At 57.1% G+C, this 14,156-nt stretch carries 12 protein-coding genes and 1 pseudogene; 12 read left to right on the forward strand and 1 reads right to left on the reverse strand.

What is annotated here, in order from left to right; all coding sequences use genetic code 11:
* Position 1 precedes the first annotated feature (1 nt).
* From ACQ5BL_RS04585 to ACQ5BL_RS04605, 5 genes are all read left to right on the forward strand, one after another.
* Positions 2–418, forward strand: coding sequence for a hypothetical protein (locus ACQ5BL_RS04585; RefSeq protein WP_430292794.1), 417 nt, complete (start codon positions 2–4; stop codon positions 416–418).
* 274 nt (positions 419–692) lie between these two features.
* Entirely contained in the window at positions 693–908 is a 216-nt protein-coding gene (locus ACQ5BL_RS04590; RefSeq protein ID WP_430292795.1) for a hypothetical protein, read from the forward strand.
* Positions 909–1,243: 335 nt separating this feature from the next.
* Positions 1,244–3,043 (forward strand): ATP-dependent nuclease, encoded by a 1,800-nt coding sequence (locus tag ACQ5BL_RS04595; protein WP_430292796.1) that lies wholly within the window; start codon positions 1,244–1,246, stop codon positions 3,041–3,043.
* Positions 3,044–3,051: 8 nt separating this feature from the next.
* Complete coding sequence (locus ACQ5BL_RS04600) at positions 3,052–4,770, forward strand: UvrD-helicase domain-containing protein (protein ID WP_430292797.1); 1,719 nt, start codon at positions 3,052–3,054, stop codon at positions 4,768–4,770.
* A gap of 132 nt (positions 4,771–4,902) precedes the next feature.
* Positions 4,903–6,321 (forward strand): Shedu immune nuclease family protein, encoded by a 1,419-nt coding sequence (locus tag ACQ5BL_RS04605; protein WP_430292798.1) that lies wholly within the window; start codon positions 4,903–4,905, stop codon positions 6,319–6,321.
* A 527-nt stretch (positions 6,322–6,848) separates the two neighbouring features.
* Here the strand turns inward: ACQ5BL_RS04605 and ACQ5BL_RS04610 are convergent.
* The gene (locus ACQ5BL_RS04610) at positions 6,849–7,070 is read right to left on the reverse strand and encodes a helix-turn-helix domain-containing protein (RefSeq protein ID WP_430292799.1); all 222 of its coding nucleotides are present in this window, start codon (positions 7,068–7,070) and stop codon (positions 6,849–6,851) included.
* Between the two features lie 104 nt (positions 7,071–7,174).
* Between ACQ5BL_RS04610 and ACQ5BL_RS04615 the strand changes: the two genes are divergently transcribed.
* From ACQ5BL_RS04615 to ACQ5BL_RS04645, 7 genes and pseudogenes are all read left to right on the forward strand, one after another.
* Entirely contained in the window at positions 7,175–7,768 is a 594-nt protein-coding gene (locus ACQ5BL_RS04615) for a hypothetical protein (RefSeq protein ID WP_430292800.1), read from the forward strand.
* Positions 7,765–9,165 (forward strand): DEAD/DEAH box helicase, encoded by a 1,401-nt coding sequence (locus tag ACQ5BL_RS04620; protein WP_430292801.1) that lies wholly within the window; start codon positions 7,765–7,767, stop codon positions 9,163–9,165. The genes ACQ5BL_RS04615 and ACQ5BL_RS04620 overlap by 4 nt, the downstream gene beginning before the upstream one ends.
* Positions 9,166–9,216: 51 nt before the next feature.
* Positions 9,217–9,708, forward strand: a complete 492-nt coding sequence (locus ACQ5BL_RS04625; RefSeq protein WP_430292802.1) for an HAD domain-containing protein — start codon at positions 9,217–9,219, stop codon at positions 9,706–9,708.
* A 1,399-nt stretch (positions 9,709–11,107) separates the two neighbouring features.
* A pseudogene (locus ACQ5BL_RS04630) lies at positions 11,108–11,293 on the forward strand (HAMP domain-containing protein); the annotation flags it as partial.
* The gene (locus ACQ5BL_RS04635) at positions 11,288–12,151 is read left to right on the forward strand and encodes a methyl-accepting chemotaxis protein (protein ID WP_430292874.1); all 864 of its coding nucleotides are present in this window, start codon (positions 11,288–11,290) and stop codon (positions 12,149–12,151) included. The pseudogene ACQ5BL_RS04630 and the gene ACQ5BL_RS04635, both read left to right, overlap by 6 nt.
* A 209-nt stretch (positions 12,152–12,360) precedes the next feature.
* The gene (locus tag ACQ5BL_RS04640) at positions 12,361–12,561 is read left to right on the forward strand and encodes a hypothetical protein (protein WP_430292803.1); all 201 of its coding nucleotides are present in this window, start codon (positions 12,361–12,363) and stop codon (positions 12,559–12,561) included.
* Positions 12,562–12,792: 231 nt separating this feature from the next.
* Entirely contained in the window at positions 12,793–14,124 is a 1,332-nt protein-coding gene (locus ACQ5BL_RS04645; protein ID WP_430292804.1) for a protoporphyrinogen/coproporphyrinogen oxidase, read from the forward strand.
* Positions 14,125–14,156 lie beyond the last annotated feature (32 nt).

The following is a 14,156-nucleotide window of genomic DNA, read 5'->3' on the forward strand; positions in this document are numbered from 1 at the left end:
CATGCCAGACATCCTTAAGGATTATTTCGAAGCGCTGGAGCGCCTGAAAAATGGCAAGCCAATCAATGTTCCGAAGGGGGGGCGAATCACGAACGATCTGGTATCTCTGGAGGCTGGAAGGAAGAAAGGCACGATCAAAAAGTCACGCCCAATCTTCCTCAACCTGATCGATGCCATTGACGCTGCGGCGAAGGAAGAGTCTAAACCTCGCAATGAAATGCGGGAGCGATTCGACGAAGTCAAGGCCGAAGCTGCTCGCTACCGGAGACTCTGGGAGGAGGCACTAGCTAGGGAGGTATCGTTGATCAAGCAGTTGTCGGAGGAGCGGGAAGTGTGGGCTAAGGAGCGAGCAGCGTTGATTGGAAGCAAGATCACTCCAATTAGGGGGGATAGGAAATGGGCCGATGAAAGTACCTAAAACTATTGGTAAGGACGCAAGCGGGCACCACGCCTTGTCGATCTGGGGCTGCCCCTGGACGAGCAGCATCAAACTCGTCTGTCTTTAACGCATCACTGCCACATCGTCGAATACCTGCTGACGCAACTGCGTGTATCTGGAAGTCTTAATCCAACTATAGGGAGGTGTAGGTGGTTTCCTTATAGCGCTTATGCGCGGCGCCTTCTCCCTGCGGTCTGTTGGGAGAGTTGCGCTCTCTGGAAAAATACCCGTGTGCTCGCTTAGGAGGGTAGGTATGGAGCAACCAATTGCTTTCGGAGAAATCACTTCATGGCGCGAAGTAGAGGAAGCAACAGTTGAGATATTCGGAGATATGCGCTCAGCAAGGGCTTGGTTAGGTGCACCGATGATTCGTTTCGCCGGTTTATCACCTGCGAAGGCCTGGGAACAGGGGCAGCATGAGCTGGTTATCGAGATAGTGAGGCAGGCTGCGGCTGGTTTCGTGTTTTAAGTTTTTGGCACCTAAGGATGGCTGCGTAAATGCACCGCACGTGGCCAGTCAATTGCATTGGTGCTGACCACCGTTTGCATCCGGCTTGACCAGTCACGCCGAAGAGGTGACGGGCAGAGAACGGCCAAAAGCGGTCTTTTCAACAGATACCGACGAAACTCCTCAACGGCGCCGGGCTCGTCGATCAACAGGCGTTACTGTGGGATGTTGCCCATGCCTATAGTGAGAGTCATCGGCACGTTTCAGTACCCCTTCGAAATCAACAGCATGTGCTTGCTTAGACGCTATCCTTGGGATGGATGGGATCGAAATCAGCGCAAGGGAAGAGGGATGATATGCGTGTTGCAAGCTTGAAAGTGGAAAATTTTCGAGGGATTAGAACTGCAGAGATTCTGCTTCCTGATCATGCGGTGATCGTCGGCGACAACAACATAGGGAAATCTACTCTTCTCGAGGCTATCGACCTTGTTCTGGGGCCGGAGCGCTTGTCACGTCGCCCGGTTATTGATGAACACGATTTCTACGCTAGCGAATACATTGGTCCCGAAGGACAGCCTGTCCCTATTAGCATTGAACTCGTGATTACTGGGTTGAATGCCGACCAGGAAATGCGCTTCAGAGACCATCTTGAATGGTGGGATAACGAGCACTCTGCAGTTCTCGAGGGACCTCCCGCTCAGGGGACAGATGCCAAAGGTGTCCAGTCCTGCCTACGCGTTGGTTTCACCGGTGGATATGACGCCGAGGAAGATGATTTCACCGGCTCAACGTACTTCGCTTCTCCTGCAAAGCAAGACGGTACATTTGATGCTTTTCGCAACACCGACAAACGGGAGTGCGGGTTCCTTTACCTTCGGACCGTGCGCACCGGAAGTCGAGCTTTAAGCCTAGAGCGGGGCTCGTTGCTCGACATCATTCTGAGGTTGCAGCAGGAAAAGAACTTCAAGATCTGGGAGGACTTGCTTGTCGAGCTTCGCGACCTTGAGGTTGCCGAAAAGCCGGAGCTTGGGATCAGCAAAATCCTTTCAAGTGTGCAGGTCTCTATCAGGAATTACATGCCGTTAGATGGCGGTACTGATCCCCACATGCGGGTATCTGACCTCACGAGAGAGTCCCTCCGTCGATCACTCACAGTGTTCATGGCCACGGGTGCTCAACGTAGCGACGGCACCGAACATGCCGCCCCGTTTCAACACCAGGGCACCGGAACGATAAACATGATGGTTTTGGCTCTGCTATCACTCATCGCGGAGCTGAAGCAGAACGTCATCTTTGCGATGGAGGAGCCAGAAATTGCCATCCCTCCCCATATCCAAAAACGCATCATCAATGGCGTCCGAGGTAAGTCAGCCCAAGCCCTGTTCACGTCGCACTCTCCGTACGTTCTTGAAGAATTCACGCCAAAGCAGATCGTCGTAGTTAGTCGGGAGGAAGGGCATCTGCAGGCAAGCGAGGCCGGGATGCCACCTGGCATCAAAGCCAAGCTCTACAGGCAAGATATCCGGCAGCGGGTCTGTGAAGCCTTGCTTGCACGGCGTGTGCTTCTTGCAGAGGGACGTACTGAATATGATGCCTGGCCCGCAGTGGCTCGCATGCTCCACAAGGAAGATCCTACCCGGTTCATGCCGTTAGAGGCATTAGGTATCCCCATCCTGGATGCCGGCAGCGACTCCCAGATAGCTGCTATGGGGGCTTACTACCGTGGCTTAGGGAAAACGGTGTACGCAGTTTTCGACCAGCAAGAGCCGGCACAGCGGCAGGCTATTACCGAGTCGGTTGACTTCCCTTACGAGGCTCCCGAAACAGGGTTTGAGAATGTCGTTCTCAACGGAACCGATGTGGCTGTGCTTCGCAAGTATGCTGCCGATCTGGTCGCCAGCGAATCTTGGCCATCAGACCTCAGAGAAAGGGTTCCAACAGATCAAACCACCGTTGACGAGCTAAAGGCGATCTTGAGCGTGCTGCTGAAACGTTGGAAAGGTGATGGAGCCGCTGCAGCGTTACTTTGCACTGCCACCAATCAAGGCCAGTTGCCTCCGTTCATCGTAGACACACTGGCCAAAATTTGTGCGACAGTCATTCCCCCAAAGCCAGCTGCTCCAGATCTCCTGGACGATGTTCTTGATTTGATCTAGGAGCGGCAATGCTAGAGCTAGACGACACTCGTAAGACGGTTATCGGCTGTCCTAGACACATGCTCGTCCTTGGAGGACCTGGGTCAGGAAAGACCACCGTAGCCCTACTAAAAGCGGAAGCGCTGATCGGCGAGCAGCAATTGAAAACCGGTCAGCGGGTGCTTTTCCTCAGCTTCGCCAGGGCGACTGTCGCGAGGGTAGCCGAACATGCGGGGAAGCTTTTGCCGGCATTAGAGCGCGGCAGGCTTGAGGTCAATACCTACCATGGTTTCACCTGGGGGCTACTGCGCAGCCATGGGTATCTGTTGCGCGCAGATAGCCCCATAACTCTTCTACCCCCGCCAGAGGCCGCATCTCGGTTGTCCAGCCTTCCCGAGGATCAGCGAGAGGCTGAAAAGCAACGGCTGCTGGCTGAGGAGGGGTTGCTTCATTTCGACCTTTTCGCGAGCAACGCAGCCCTGTTGCTTGAGAGCAGTAAAGCGCTGCAGCGCATCTACGGATCAAGCTATCCCCTGATCATCTTGGATGAGTTCCAAGACACGAATGAAGATGAGTGGCGGTTCATACGCGCACTTACGCCGCACAGCCAAATCATGGCGCTAGCTGATCCTGAGCAACGTATTTATGAATTCCGCGGAGCGAATGCGGCCCGGATACAAGAATACCAAGATGCTTTCAATCCGGACGTTTTCAACTTCGGACTAGAGAACCACCGAAGCAACGGAACGGACATCGTTCAGTTCGGGAACGACTTAATGAATGGGGTGAATAAAGGCAAGGCCTACAAGAACGTCGCGGTGCAAACGTATACCCCCCGGAAAGGCCAGTTGCACTTAGACTTCAAGAGGGTCGTGATCGGCATCATACGCCGCTTGCTGAAGGCCGGCAGAGATTGGTCCTTGACCATCCTCGTACCGAGTAAAGACTTCATGGCAGAGGTATCCGCTTACCTCTCCAGCGATGCTGATGAGCTACCACGGATTCCCCATGACGTGGCGTTCGACCAAGAAGCTGCTGCCCTGGCCGCTGTGACCATTGCGGCCCTCCTGGAGGGCGGACCCCATGCCGAATCGATCACATTGAAACTACTCGGGAATCTGTGTGCTCACGTCCGCGGCCGGCGAGGTGAAAAGAAGCCCAGCAAGCCAAACTTAGACCTTGTCGACGCCATAGACGGTGTGGTTGCAGGGCAGGAGCTGAAGAAAATTGCCCATAAAAGGGTGTTGGCGGCTGCGCAGGAAATCTCGCAGCAGCGTATGCAGTTAGAACTGTCAGGCGATCCTGCTGCCGACTGGATCGCCGTGCGCAAGCTCTTGGATGCCAGCGCCTGCGCTGAAATCAAACAGATCGCAGCTGATGGTCGCTTTGTTCGATTACTCGGCAAAGGAACTCTGCTGCGTGGCCGTCTAGGGGAAGTTTGGAGGAACACGCAGAGCTATGCCGGTGCCGAGGGCCTCGTTCGAGATGCACTTCTGCAGGAGCATTTCCAAGCTGCGACTAAGGAGTGGAAAGGTGTCCACCTGATGACCATGCACAAGTCAAAGGGCAAGGAGTTCACCGAAGTCCTTCTTTACGAAGGGCTGATGAAAGGCCGATACCTGACTGACAACGCCTCCGCTGAGCGCGAAAGGCAAGCCCGTTTGACTATGCGAGTAGCCGTGACTCGAGCGATGCAGCGAGCGACAATTCTGACTCCAAAAGGGCAGCGAAGAAGTCCTTTGCTCTAAGTAAGGTATCGATCGCCATGACCGGTAGTTGCTGGCTTAAGCCAGATCATTTAGGTCTTCTTGGCCGTTTGCTGCCTGTTGTAACCGTCCAGTTTGGGGCGTTAGCTAACCATTCCAACGAAGGATTGCCACATGGCCAAAGGATCCGGTGGAGCTGCAGCACCGTCAGAGACATTCAGTGATCAGGACGTGATGGAGGCGAGTTTTCGCCTGGAAGCGGTGACTGAGGCGGACGCGCCTGTACGAAAACTCTATCTGCGGACATACGAGCTTGCGGATGCTGAGACCCGGACTTGGCATGCAACGCCTGAGAGCGAATGGCCACTGCTGGCTTCCATCACCCCAAACCAGATCATCATGCGGCCTATCCATGTGAACCCGCATGCACAGCGCTATCTGTCGCCAAAGAATGGTCGTTTTATGACGGTCATCTATGCGGATGAAGTCGGCACCAAGTTGCCAGATGACGCAGCCACTGCGGCGAGTCACATTGAAATGCATTTACCTGGGAAGCTCTTTGATTCTCCGGAGTACGGCCTCGGTTTGCACAGGGATCTTGACCAGGTGTGGCAAGGCCTCTCGCGAATTCCGAATGCAACGATCCTAGTAGTTAGCCGGCACCCGGATCAGTACGCGGGCGACGGAGTAGTCTCCGTAGATGTTGAGGAACTCGACAAGCTGCGCCGCGGCTTCAATAGAATCACGACGAACGGCCGCCAGCTAATCCGCCAAAGCAAGCAAGGCCTTGTACACGACGATGTGCTCAACCGGATTGACCCCGAGCGATTCCAGCGAACAGTGCAGGTGGCTCCTCCCCTGGTCGAAGTTCGACGTGAGGGATCAAGGCAAGCCGCAAACCGGGAGCGCGCCGAGCGTAGATCCAATGTGCAGACCGTACGCAAGCAACTCGATGAGTTGGTGACTGAAGCTCCTCAGGAGCTGATGATGCTGCATGCTGAGATCGAGCGGGTGACCCTCGCCAAGATGATCGAAGCATTCAGAGCGAAGCTCGCAGGCAAATTCACCGAATCTGTCTGGCAGACATTCTTTGAGGTGAACAAGTTTGTCCTGAGCTTGGCGTTCGCTCGGCCTGTCGAGCTGGCGCATACGCAATTCCATGCCAAGGGGTCCACCTTGACCGGATCGGGGGCCCAGATCGGTGACTTCCTATTCAAGGAGCATGGCCAGGCGCTGGCCATCGTCGAAATCAAGACCCCAGAGACGATCTTGGTGCGAGCCAAGGCCTACCGCGGAGAGGAAGTATTTGGACCGAACTCAGAGCTCTCTGGAGCGGTGACTCAAGTCCTGTTCCAGCAAAGTGAACTCAAGCAACGTTGGATGCAACATCGGCATGACACTCCGGGAATGCAACTGTCAGGCGCCGACGCCATCAAGTGCGTGGTCGTCGCAGGAACCTTGCCAACTGATCCGATTCAATTGCGCAGTTTCGAGGTGTTCCGCAACGCCTGTAAGGACGTGGATGTCGTCACTTTTGACGAACTTCTCGCGAAGCTGGAATTTCTGAAGAAATACCTGACCCCCAGGGCCTGAGCAAGATTTAATCTGATCGCGCTACGCAGCTCTCACAGGCCAGCGCTTCTCTCCGCAAGTGAACTGCGCGCGGCTCTCGGCTTGCTCTATCGCGCCCTGCATTGCACGATTTCTTGGTCATCGCGCACCTTGCGGTGACCATGTCTCGTATTGCGGACGTACTTCGCTTCGAATACGAGGCCGATAGTAGTGAGGCGACTATGCGTTGCTGCCTGTCGAGAGGGGGTATGGCCGTGGAATCCGAAGCTCGGACTCATCCATATTCAGGGTGTTCAGTACCTGTCTGCGCTAGGGCGCAAGTGTCGGTGCGGCGCTGATCCATGCGCCCAGTTCAGCCAAGAATCAGGGGAAAGCGTGACCCGGAAATGCACCAAGCCAAGAAGGTAGACCAGTATTGCTTTGAGTGCCCAAGTGTATATCGGTATTGACGATATGTCGGGCCTGGTGGGTGTATGGCGTGTTTATCGCGGGTGTTAGCGGTGGTGATTTTTGCGTTTCTTGAAAGCAGCTCTCGATCTGGTGCGTAGCTACAGCTCTGACAGTTGAGGCAGAAGGAATGATGGATCGCAAGCGAGCTCAGTTGCGATCCGATACAGCTTCTCGACCGTGATGTTTACTTCGCCGCGCTCGATTCTCCCCATGTAGCTGCGGTCAATGCTGCAGGCTAACGCTAGCGCATCTTGGGAAATCCGGCAGGCCTTTCTCTGTGCCCGGATGCGTCCCCCCAACGCTCTCGCCAACTTATCCATGACCGCCCCAATCCCACGTGAGGCGGCACTATCGAGGGTTTGCGGACGTGTCGGCCACGGATTATAATCCGTATTTACTCCGCGTTAACTCTTCTGGTGCCTCAATGAAATCGGCCTCGTTTATTTTCGACAGGCGCCTGTATGAGCTGCTCCAAGAGGAGGGGCGAGCAAGGTTCACGACAAGTGAGCTGCGGGATGCCTATGCCAAGCGTCTGAAGGGCAAGACTCTTCGCATCAGTGATGTGCGCCGCTACGTATACGGGCAAATCCGCCGAATGCTGCGCATGGGCTGGGTTGTGCTGGATGACGAGCGCCGTTCTCGGGGACAGGTCTACCATTTGCGGCCGATTCCGGCTCATCTGCAACTGGAGTTGATCGACAATGGGTTTGAGGACAGCTTCAAGGCTGTTTGCCAGCAGCCCGAGCAGGAGCCTGCAGCTCTCGACGTTGATGCTGTACTGACTCAGCCTTCTATGGATGCGGATCAGCACTTGGAAGCGCTTCACAAAGAAATCCGTTTGGACTTCCTCACTTCGATGGGAGAGGCGGAGCGGTTCAAGCTTCTTTTGGATGATATGCCGTTTCTACGTGGCAAGGTCGAAGGTGAGTACTTGGAGGCCAGAGATCGCAGTTCACGCCTGCTGGGACATCTGCGTGCTATCGAAAAGACACTCAGGCTGCTTGCCGCCAAACAATGATCAGATCGTTACGAGACTGGCAAAGTAGCTGTATCACCACTGCGTTGGAGCACTTCGCCCTCGCACGACACTTCTTTTGTCAGGCCACACCGGGAGCCGGCAAGACGCGCATGGCTGCAGAACTGGCCGGCCGACTTCTTCAGCAGAGCAGAATCGATCTGGTGCTGTGCTTTGCGCCATCTTGCCAGGTCATTGAGGGGTTCCGTTCGACCTTTTCAGCGGTACTTGGGAGGCGCCTCGATGGCCAGATAGGGGCCGTGGGTGCGGCATTCACCTACCAGTCCATGGAATACCGAGATGAGGGCTTCTGGCAGCTTCTTGATAACTATCGTGTACTCGTGGTCTTCGATGAAATCCACCACTGTGCCGGCAATGATTCGCTGTCCAGCAACGTCTGGGGGCAACAGATACTTCATCGCATACAGGATCGTGCTGCCTTCACACTGGCGCTATCAGGCACGCCTTGGCGTACGGACGACAGGGCAATTGCCCTAGCCCGCTATTCCACGCCGGAAGGGCATCTGGTTTGCGATTATCGCTATGGTTTGAGAGATGCCATTGCCGACGGCGTATGCCGCTCCCCTCGAATTGTCCTGGTCGACAATCAAAAGGTGAAACTCACCGAGCAGCTAGGCACTGATAGCACCGTGCGACTGTTTTCCGGTATTGCGAAGCTGTTGGATGAATCTCCGGTCACCTACGAAGAATTACTGCGTCATGATGATGTGATCAATCAGCTACTCGACCTTGGCTGCAACCAGCTCAATGAGCTTCGCCTGATCAAGCCTGATGCGGCTGGATTGGTAGTTGCCACGGACATTGAGCACGCTCGGCAAATCGCTCAGGCTCTGGACGAAAAGGGTGAGGCTTGCTGCATCGTGACCAACAAAAGTCCAGATGCTCAGCAGATGATCAATGTGTTTAGGCACAGCGCCAGTCGTTGGATTGTCGCCGTCGGAATGATCAGTGAAGGCACCGACATTCCGAGACTGCAAGTGTGCTGCTATCTCAGCCGCATCCGTACCGAGTTGCATTACCGGCAGGTTCTGGGCCGGGTACTTCGTCGTACAGGGGAAATCGATGATCAAGCATGGTTATTTATGCTGGCGGAGCCGACGCTGCAAAGTTTTGCAGAGCGAATTGCGGATGACCTTCCGGATGATCTAGCGGTGCTGAAAGAGGTGCATATGCCAGGACTTACCCCAGGTTCGAAGCCTGGATTAATCGAGAATATAGGCAATATCCGAGGCCAGGGATATGGTGTCGAAGACCGTGCTGAACTGGCTGGCGAAGCTGGAGCGAGGAGCTCTATTTCTCTTGGAAGCTTTGCCGCTGAGCCAAGCTATCAGGTGAGCTTTTCCCATCATTACAGACAACAACTACTGGCTTGCTTTTGATATTCACTCAGATTTCGACCGTTAGTTTTGTGTCGTTGGGGAAGCCAATCCATGATTCTGTTTCTCGATTTTGATGGTGTTCTTCATCCCGATGCTGTTTACCTGCGGGGCACCCGCAGGATTGAACTGCGTGCCGCAGGTGAGCTGTTCATGTGGGCTCCGCAGTTAATCGAGGCGCTGGCCACACATCACGATATCCGTATCGTCTTGTCGACAAGCTGGGTGCGAAATCTAGGTTACCAAAAGGCCCGTAAGGTGCTGCCAGCTGAGCTGGGTGGGCGAGTAATCGGCGCGACCTGGCACTCGGCAATGAACCAAGGCTGGCCAGACTACATCCCCTGGGATCATCAGACCCGGTACGAGCAGATTGCGGCTTGGCTGGCCCGCCGGCTCGAACACTCTCCCTGGCTGGCCATCGATGACGATGCCGAGGGCTGGCCAGATTGCCTGCATAAGCACTTGGTCCTAACAGATCCCCGGTGCGGCCTGTCGGCGCCAGAGGCTCTGGCTGACCTGATTAGTAAGCTGCAGTTGCATGGTTGATTCCGACAGATTATCGATTATAGGGCTCTCATTCTGGTGCGGGCTTGAGGCTCGTCATGGTGAGGATTGACCGCTGGGATACGGCGTCCTCCTTCAGGTCAAACTTATTCCCGATGCGTGCAATTACGCGCGTCGGCTTGTGTCTTTCTCCTTGATGCCGTGGAGTGTCCGGAGCTGGCCCCATGATTCTGGACGGATCAGTGGGCCTGAACAGCAAGATGCCCGGCCTGCCCGAGTCGCGTGATAGGGGTTTGGTCGTTCACCCGGCCCTGCATTGCGATGCTATCGATTTTCAGGCCCGCCAAATGAGCTGAGATCGCCGGGCGCAATGGGTGTCTTTGAAAATCAAATTTTTAGTCGCGAAAAGTCAAGCTTTTCCGATCCGTTTGATAGGAGCATCCGAGCGGCATTCAATGCGGCTGAACAGCCGCCGACCGCAGGCCGGCTTGGTTCGGCGCGTCCTAATAACAAGAATGGAGTTGCCCGCATGTCACAGGCCGCCATCCGCCTGTTCGTAGACCTCTCCGTGGGCAAGAAGCTGTTCTGTGGTTTCGGCCTGGTGTTATTGCTCACCGCAGCGGTGACCGTCAGCGGTTTCCTGGCGGTCCAGGCCGTGTTGCAAGGGCATCGCCAGGTCGACCAGTTGGCGGCGGTGAACAAGGAGATCCTGCATGCGCGGCAACTGGAGCGCAGTTTCGCCGTTGAGCAAAGCGCCGAGAGCGCCAAGCAGGTGAGCGATAGTTTGCTCCGGGTGCAGGAGATGTTGGCCGGCTTGCCGCAGGACGACGCACCCTCCGAGCAGCAGCGCGTGCAGGAGATGCACGAGGCGGTGGCCGGGTATCTGAAACAATTCGGCAGTTACGTCGAGTTGCAGGGCAAGGCTCGTGCAGCGCGGGAGGACATGGGCAAGGCTGCCGCCGAGGCCCGAGATCAGTTCGATGCGGTCGAGCTGGAAATGTACGACAGCGTGCGTAAACAGCTGCAGCAGAGCGACCGTCCGGTCGGCAATGATCCCCTGGGGCTGGCGGAGACCGCCTCGAGCCTGAGCAAGTCCATGTTCGACCTGCGCAACCAGGAGACCCTGTTCATCATCGACGGCTCGGCCGAGGCCCTGAAGCAATGGGCCCTGGTCTGCGAAGACTTGCGCGGCGTCGCCGAGAGCATGGTGAGCGGATTGACCGATGAGCAGAAAGCCGTGATCGACACGGCATTGCAGGCCCTGGCTCGCTATCAGCAATCCTTTGGCGTCTACCAGCAGGTCCGCGAGCAGAGCCGTAGCAGCGAGAAGGCGATGATCGAGCGCGCGCGTTCGGTGCTGGACCTGGCCGAGGCAGCGCAACTCAAGGAGCGGCAGCACCTGACCGATGCCAGCCACTGGGCACTGGTACAGCTTGGCGCCATGGGTCTCGCCGCCGTGGTGATCGGCCTGCTCGCCACCGTGCTGATCTCCCGCTCGATCGTCGGGCCCTTGCGCCAGAGCGTGGGCTTTGCCCAGCGCATCGCCGGCGGTGACCTGAGCCAGGATCTGCCGCTGCAGCGGCGTGACGAACTGGGCCAGTTGATGGCGTCGATGCAGGACATGACCGGCAACCTGCGAACCCTGGTGGGGCGCATCGGCGGCGGCGTGGGGCAGATCGCCGCAGCGGCCGAGCAATTGTCGGAGGTCACCGCGCAGACCAGCGCCGGCGTGCAGAACCAGAAGGTGGAAACCGAACAGACCGCCACCGCCATGCACCAGATGGCCGCCACCGTACAGGAGGTGGCGCAGAATGCCGAGCTGGCCTCGCAAGCGGCGCGGGACGCGGATCGCGAGGCGCAGCAGGGCAACCAGGTGGTGCAGCAGACGGTGAGCCAGATCGACGAGCTGGCTGCGGAGGTCGAGCAATCGGCCGAGGCGATCGCCGCGCTGAACCATGAGAGCGAGCGCATCACCAGCGTGCTGGAGGTGATCCGTAGCGTCGCCGAACAGACCAACCTGTTGGCGCTCAATGCTGCCATCGAGGCTGCGCGGGCGGGGGATCAGGGGCGCGGTTTCGCCGTGGTGGCCGATGAGGTGCGGGCGCTGGCGCGGCGCACCCACGATTCGACCGAGGAAATCGAGGGCCTGATCGCCGGCCTGCAGCGCATGGCCAGGGGCGCGGTGGAGCAGATGGACAGCAGCCGCAGCCTGACCCAGCGCACGGTCGGTCTGGCGGCTCAGGCGGGCGATGCCCTGGCGCGCATTACCCTGTCGGTGAGCAGCATCGAGCAGATGAACCAGCAGATCGCGGCCGCCGCCGAGCAGCAGAGCGCAGTGGCGGAAAGCATCAGCGAAAGCGTGACCCGGGTGCGTGACATCGGCGAGCAGAGCGCCAGCGCCAGCCAGCAGACCGCGGCCTCCAGCGCCGAACTGGCGCGCCTGGGTGGGGCATTGCAGGACCTGGTTGCGCAGTTCCGTACCTAGGGAAGCAACTGATATCTGCCGGGACAACCCAGCCATCTCTTTCCACTATCCGTTCTGCCCTTTGGCATGAGATGGCAAATCCATTGTCGTCAATTGTCGATTCGCTCTGGCCATCTTTCGATAGCCTTCCGCAGCTTCCATTGGACCTCTGGTGGGGTCATTTCGACTGACCCATCTTCAAATCCGATGACCTCGGGAGGACTGCTTTGATGAAATTCAGGATTGAGGTGAAGTCAGATGCGGAGGCCGACATGCCATTCGACGTTGGTTTTCAGTCCGGGCTTTGTGGTCAGTCACTCTTCGAGTGTCCTTATGATCATCAGGATCCGGAGGGCCTCCGATTTCGCCATGAATGGCTGAACGGCTATTTGACGGCATTGGCCAGTCAGCGCATGACAGCGCCTTTTTAGGGCTCATGGGAACAGATTGACTGCCCCCTCTCTCCAAGAGTCCGCATCTGACCGATACCCGAACCTATTCGCAGCGGCTTCACCGTTGCCCCGCAGCTGGACTTCAGCCACAACCCTCGTTCATTGAATCCGTGAATGTCGTACGTGAGATTTGAACCCGTTCATAAATAAAAGAATGGGTGTTACGTTAATGTCATCATACGGCCCGGATCGAATAGAGGAAGACAGAAGATGCCGATCGTTTCTGATGTGAGCGAAGTCGATGTGGTCGTGGTCGGGGCCGGCATCACCGGTCTTTCCACTGCCTATGCCGTGCAAAAGGCGGGGCGCAGCGTGCTCGTGGTGGAGTCCCAGAGCGATGTCGGGGGACGAATCATGACACGGGAGAGAAATGGCGACCTCATCGAGGTCGGCCAGCAGTATTTCCTGTCGAGCTACGACCAGGCTCGGGAATTGCTCGAAGAAATCGGGATGATCGGTGAGATGGTCGAGGAAAACATTGGCGCCTCGCAATACATCGACAAGCACGGAAGATCGCGCCTCATCGCGAGCAAAACTGACCTGCTGCGCGTTCTGGGCGTGCGAGGCACCTTCGATCTGGCGCGTGCGACGCTTCAGTATTCAACGCTGGGCAAGCCGCTACCGAAATACCACCTCGACGCCTATATGGATGAGTATGACAGTGTCGTGGCGGAGGATGCATTGTCCTGGGCTGGCGAAAATTTCATGAATTACATCATGCGGCCGATGGTCTATGGCAACGGCGGTACGTCGCTGGAGCACACCAGCCTCTTCCAGGCCATTCGACTGTTTCGGAGCAATCTCAGCGCAAGTAAGCAGTATGGCTTTCGCGGCGGGAACCGGGCGCTACCCCGCAAGCTGGCGGAGTATGTTCCCGTCATGCTGAACGCTGAGGTCGACGAGCTCTTGATGGCGGGCGATGCAGTGATGGGCGTCAGGCTGGCGGATGGGCGCAGCATCAAGGCCGGGCACGTCATTCTCTGCACCACGCCGAATGTGTCGGCGCGCCTCACGCCCGACAGGTTCGGACGCGCCAAGGCATTTCTTTCCAACTTCAACCATACGCGCCTCGCGCTGGCGTTTTTCTATCTCGATCGCCCGGTGGACAGCGCGGGGGTCAGCTTCGGCACTCCTTACTCGGCAAAGCGCTACTTCAACCTGTCGATCAACCATACGGTGATGCGGCCGTTCCAGGTACCGAGCGGCAAGGCGGTCATCTCGGCATGGTCGGCCTATCCCGGCGCGGTGGAGTTGCTTGGGAAGTCCGATGACGAAATTCTTGCCATGGCCTTAGAGGAAATGAAGCTCTTCTACCCCGGCCTGTCCAAGGACTGGGTGGAGCATTCGGAGGTGGTGCGGCACAACTGGGGCTATGCGCGCCAGGCGGTGGGCGACGCCCGGCGGCTTCTGGACTTCAGGGCCGAGGCCGAGGGATGCAAGGGCCTGTCTTTTGCCAACGCCGATTTCAACCTGGTGTCCCTGGAGTCGGGGGTCATCATGGGCAAGCAAGCGGCGGCGCGCGCCGTCAAGAGCCTCGGCTGAACCATGACCCAGCGCGCTCTGGCGGTGCTGCC

This window comes from Pseudomonas sp. B1-22 (assembly GCF_050474425.1).
Taxonomy (GTDB): Bacteria; Pseudomonadota; Gammaproteobacteria; order Pseudomonadales; family Pseudomonadaceae; genus Pseudomonas.

What these genes read in the sequence shown, in the direction of transcription:
- ACQ5BL_RS04590 (WP_430292795.1), top strand. Translation starts at nt 693, where the DNA reads ATGGAGCAACCAATTGCTTTCGGAGAAATCACTTCATGGCGCGAAGTA.
- ACQ5BL_RS04595 (WP_430292796.1), top strand. Translation starts at nt 1,244, where the DNA reads ATGCGTGTTGCAAGCTTGAAAGTGGAAAATTTTCGAGGGATTAGAACT.
- ACQ5BL_RS04625 (WP_430292802.1), top strand. Translation starts at nt 9,217, where the DNA reads ATGATTCTGTTTCTCGATTTTGATGGTGTTCTTCATCCCGATGCTGTT.
- ACQ5BL_RS04615 (WP_430292800.1), top strand. Translation starts at nt 7,175, where the DNA reads ATGAAATCGGCCTCGTTTATTTTCGACAGGCGCCTGTATGAGCTGCTC.
- ACQ5BL_RS04620 (WP_430292801.1), top strand. Translation starts at nt 7,765, where the DNA reads ATGATCAGATCGTTACGAGACTGGCAAAGTAGCTGTATCACCACTGCG.
- ACQ5BL_RS04585 (WP_430292794.1), top strand. Translation starts at nt 2, where the DNA reads ATGCCAGACATCCTTAAGGATTATTTCGAAGCGCTGGAGCGCCTGAAA.
- ACQ5BL_RS04645 (WP_430292804.1), top strand. Translation starts at nt 12,793, where the DNA reads ATGCCGATCGTTTCTGATGTGAGCGAAGTCGATGTGGTCGTGGTCGGG.
- ACQ5BL_RS04600 (WP_430292797.1), top strand. Translation starts at nt 3,052, where the DNA reads ATGCTAGAGCTAGACGACACTCGTAAGACGGTTATCGGCTGTCCTAGA.
- ACQ5BL_RS04605 (WP_430292798.1), top strand. Translation starts at nt 4,903, where the DNA reads ATGGCCAAAGGATCCGGTGGAGCTGCAGCACCGTCAGAGACATTCAGT.
- ACQ5BL_RS04640 (WP_430292803.1), top strand. Translation starts at nt 12,361, where the DNA reads ATGAAATTCAGGATTGAGGTGAAGTCAGATGCGGAGGCCGACATGCCA.
- ACQ5BL_RS04610 (WP_430292799.1), bottom strand. Translation starts at nt 7,070, where the DNA reads ATGGATAAGTTGGCGAGAGCGTTGGGGGGACGCATCCGGGCACAGAGA.
- ACQ5BL_RS04635 (WP_430292874.1), top strand. Translation starts at nt 11,288, where the DNA reads ATGACCGGCAACCTGCGAACCCTGGTGGGGCGCATCGGCGGCGGCGTG.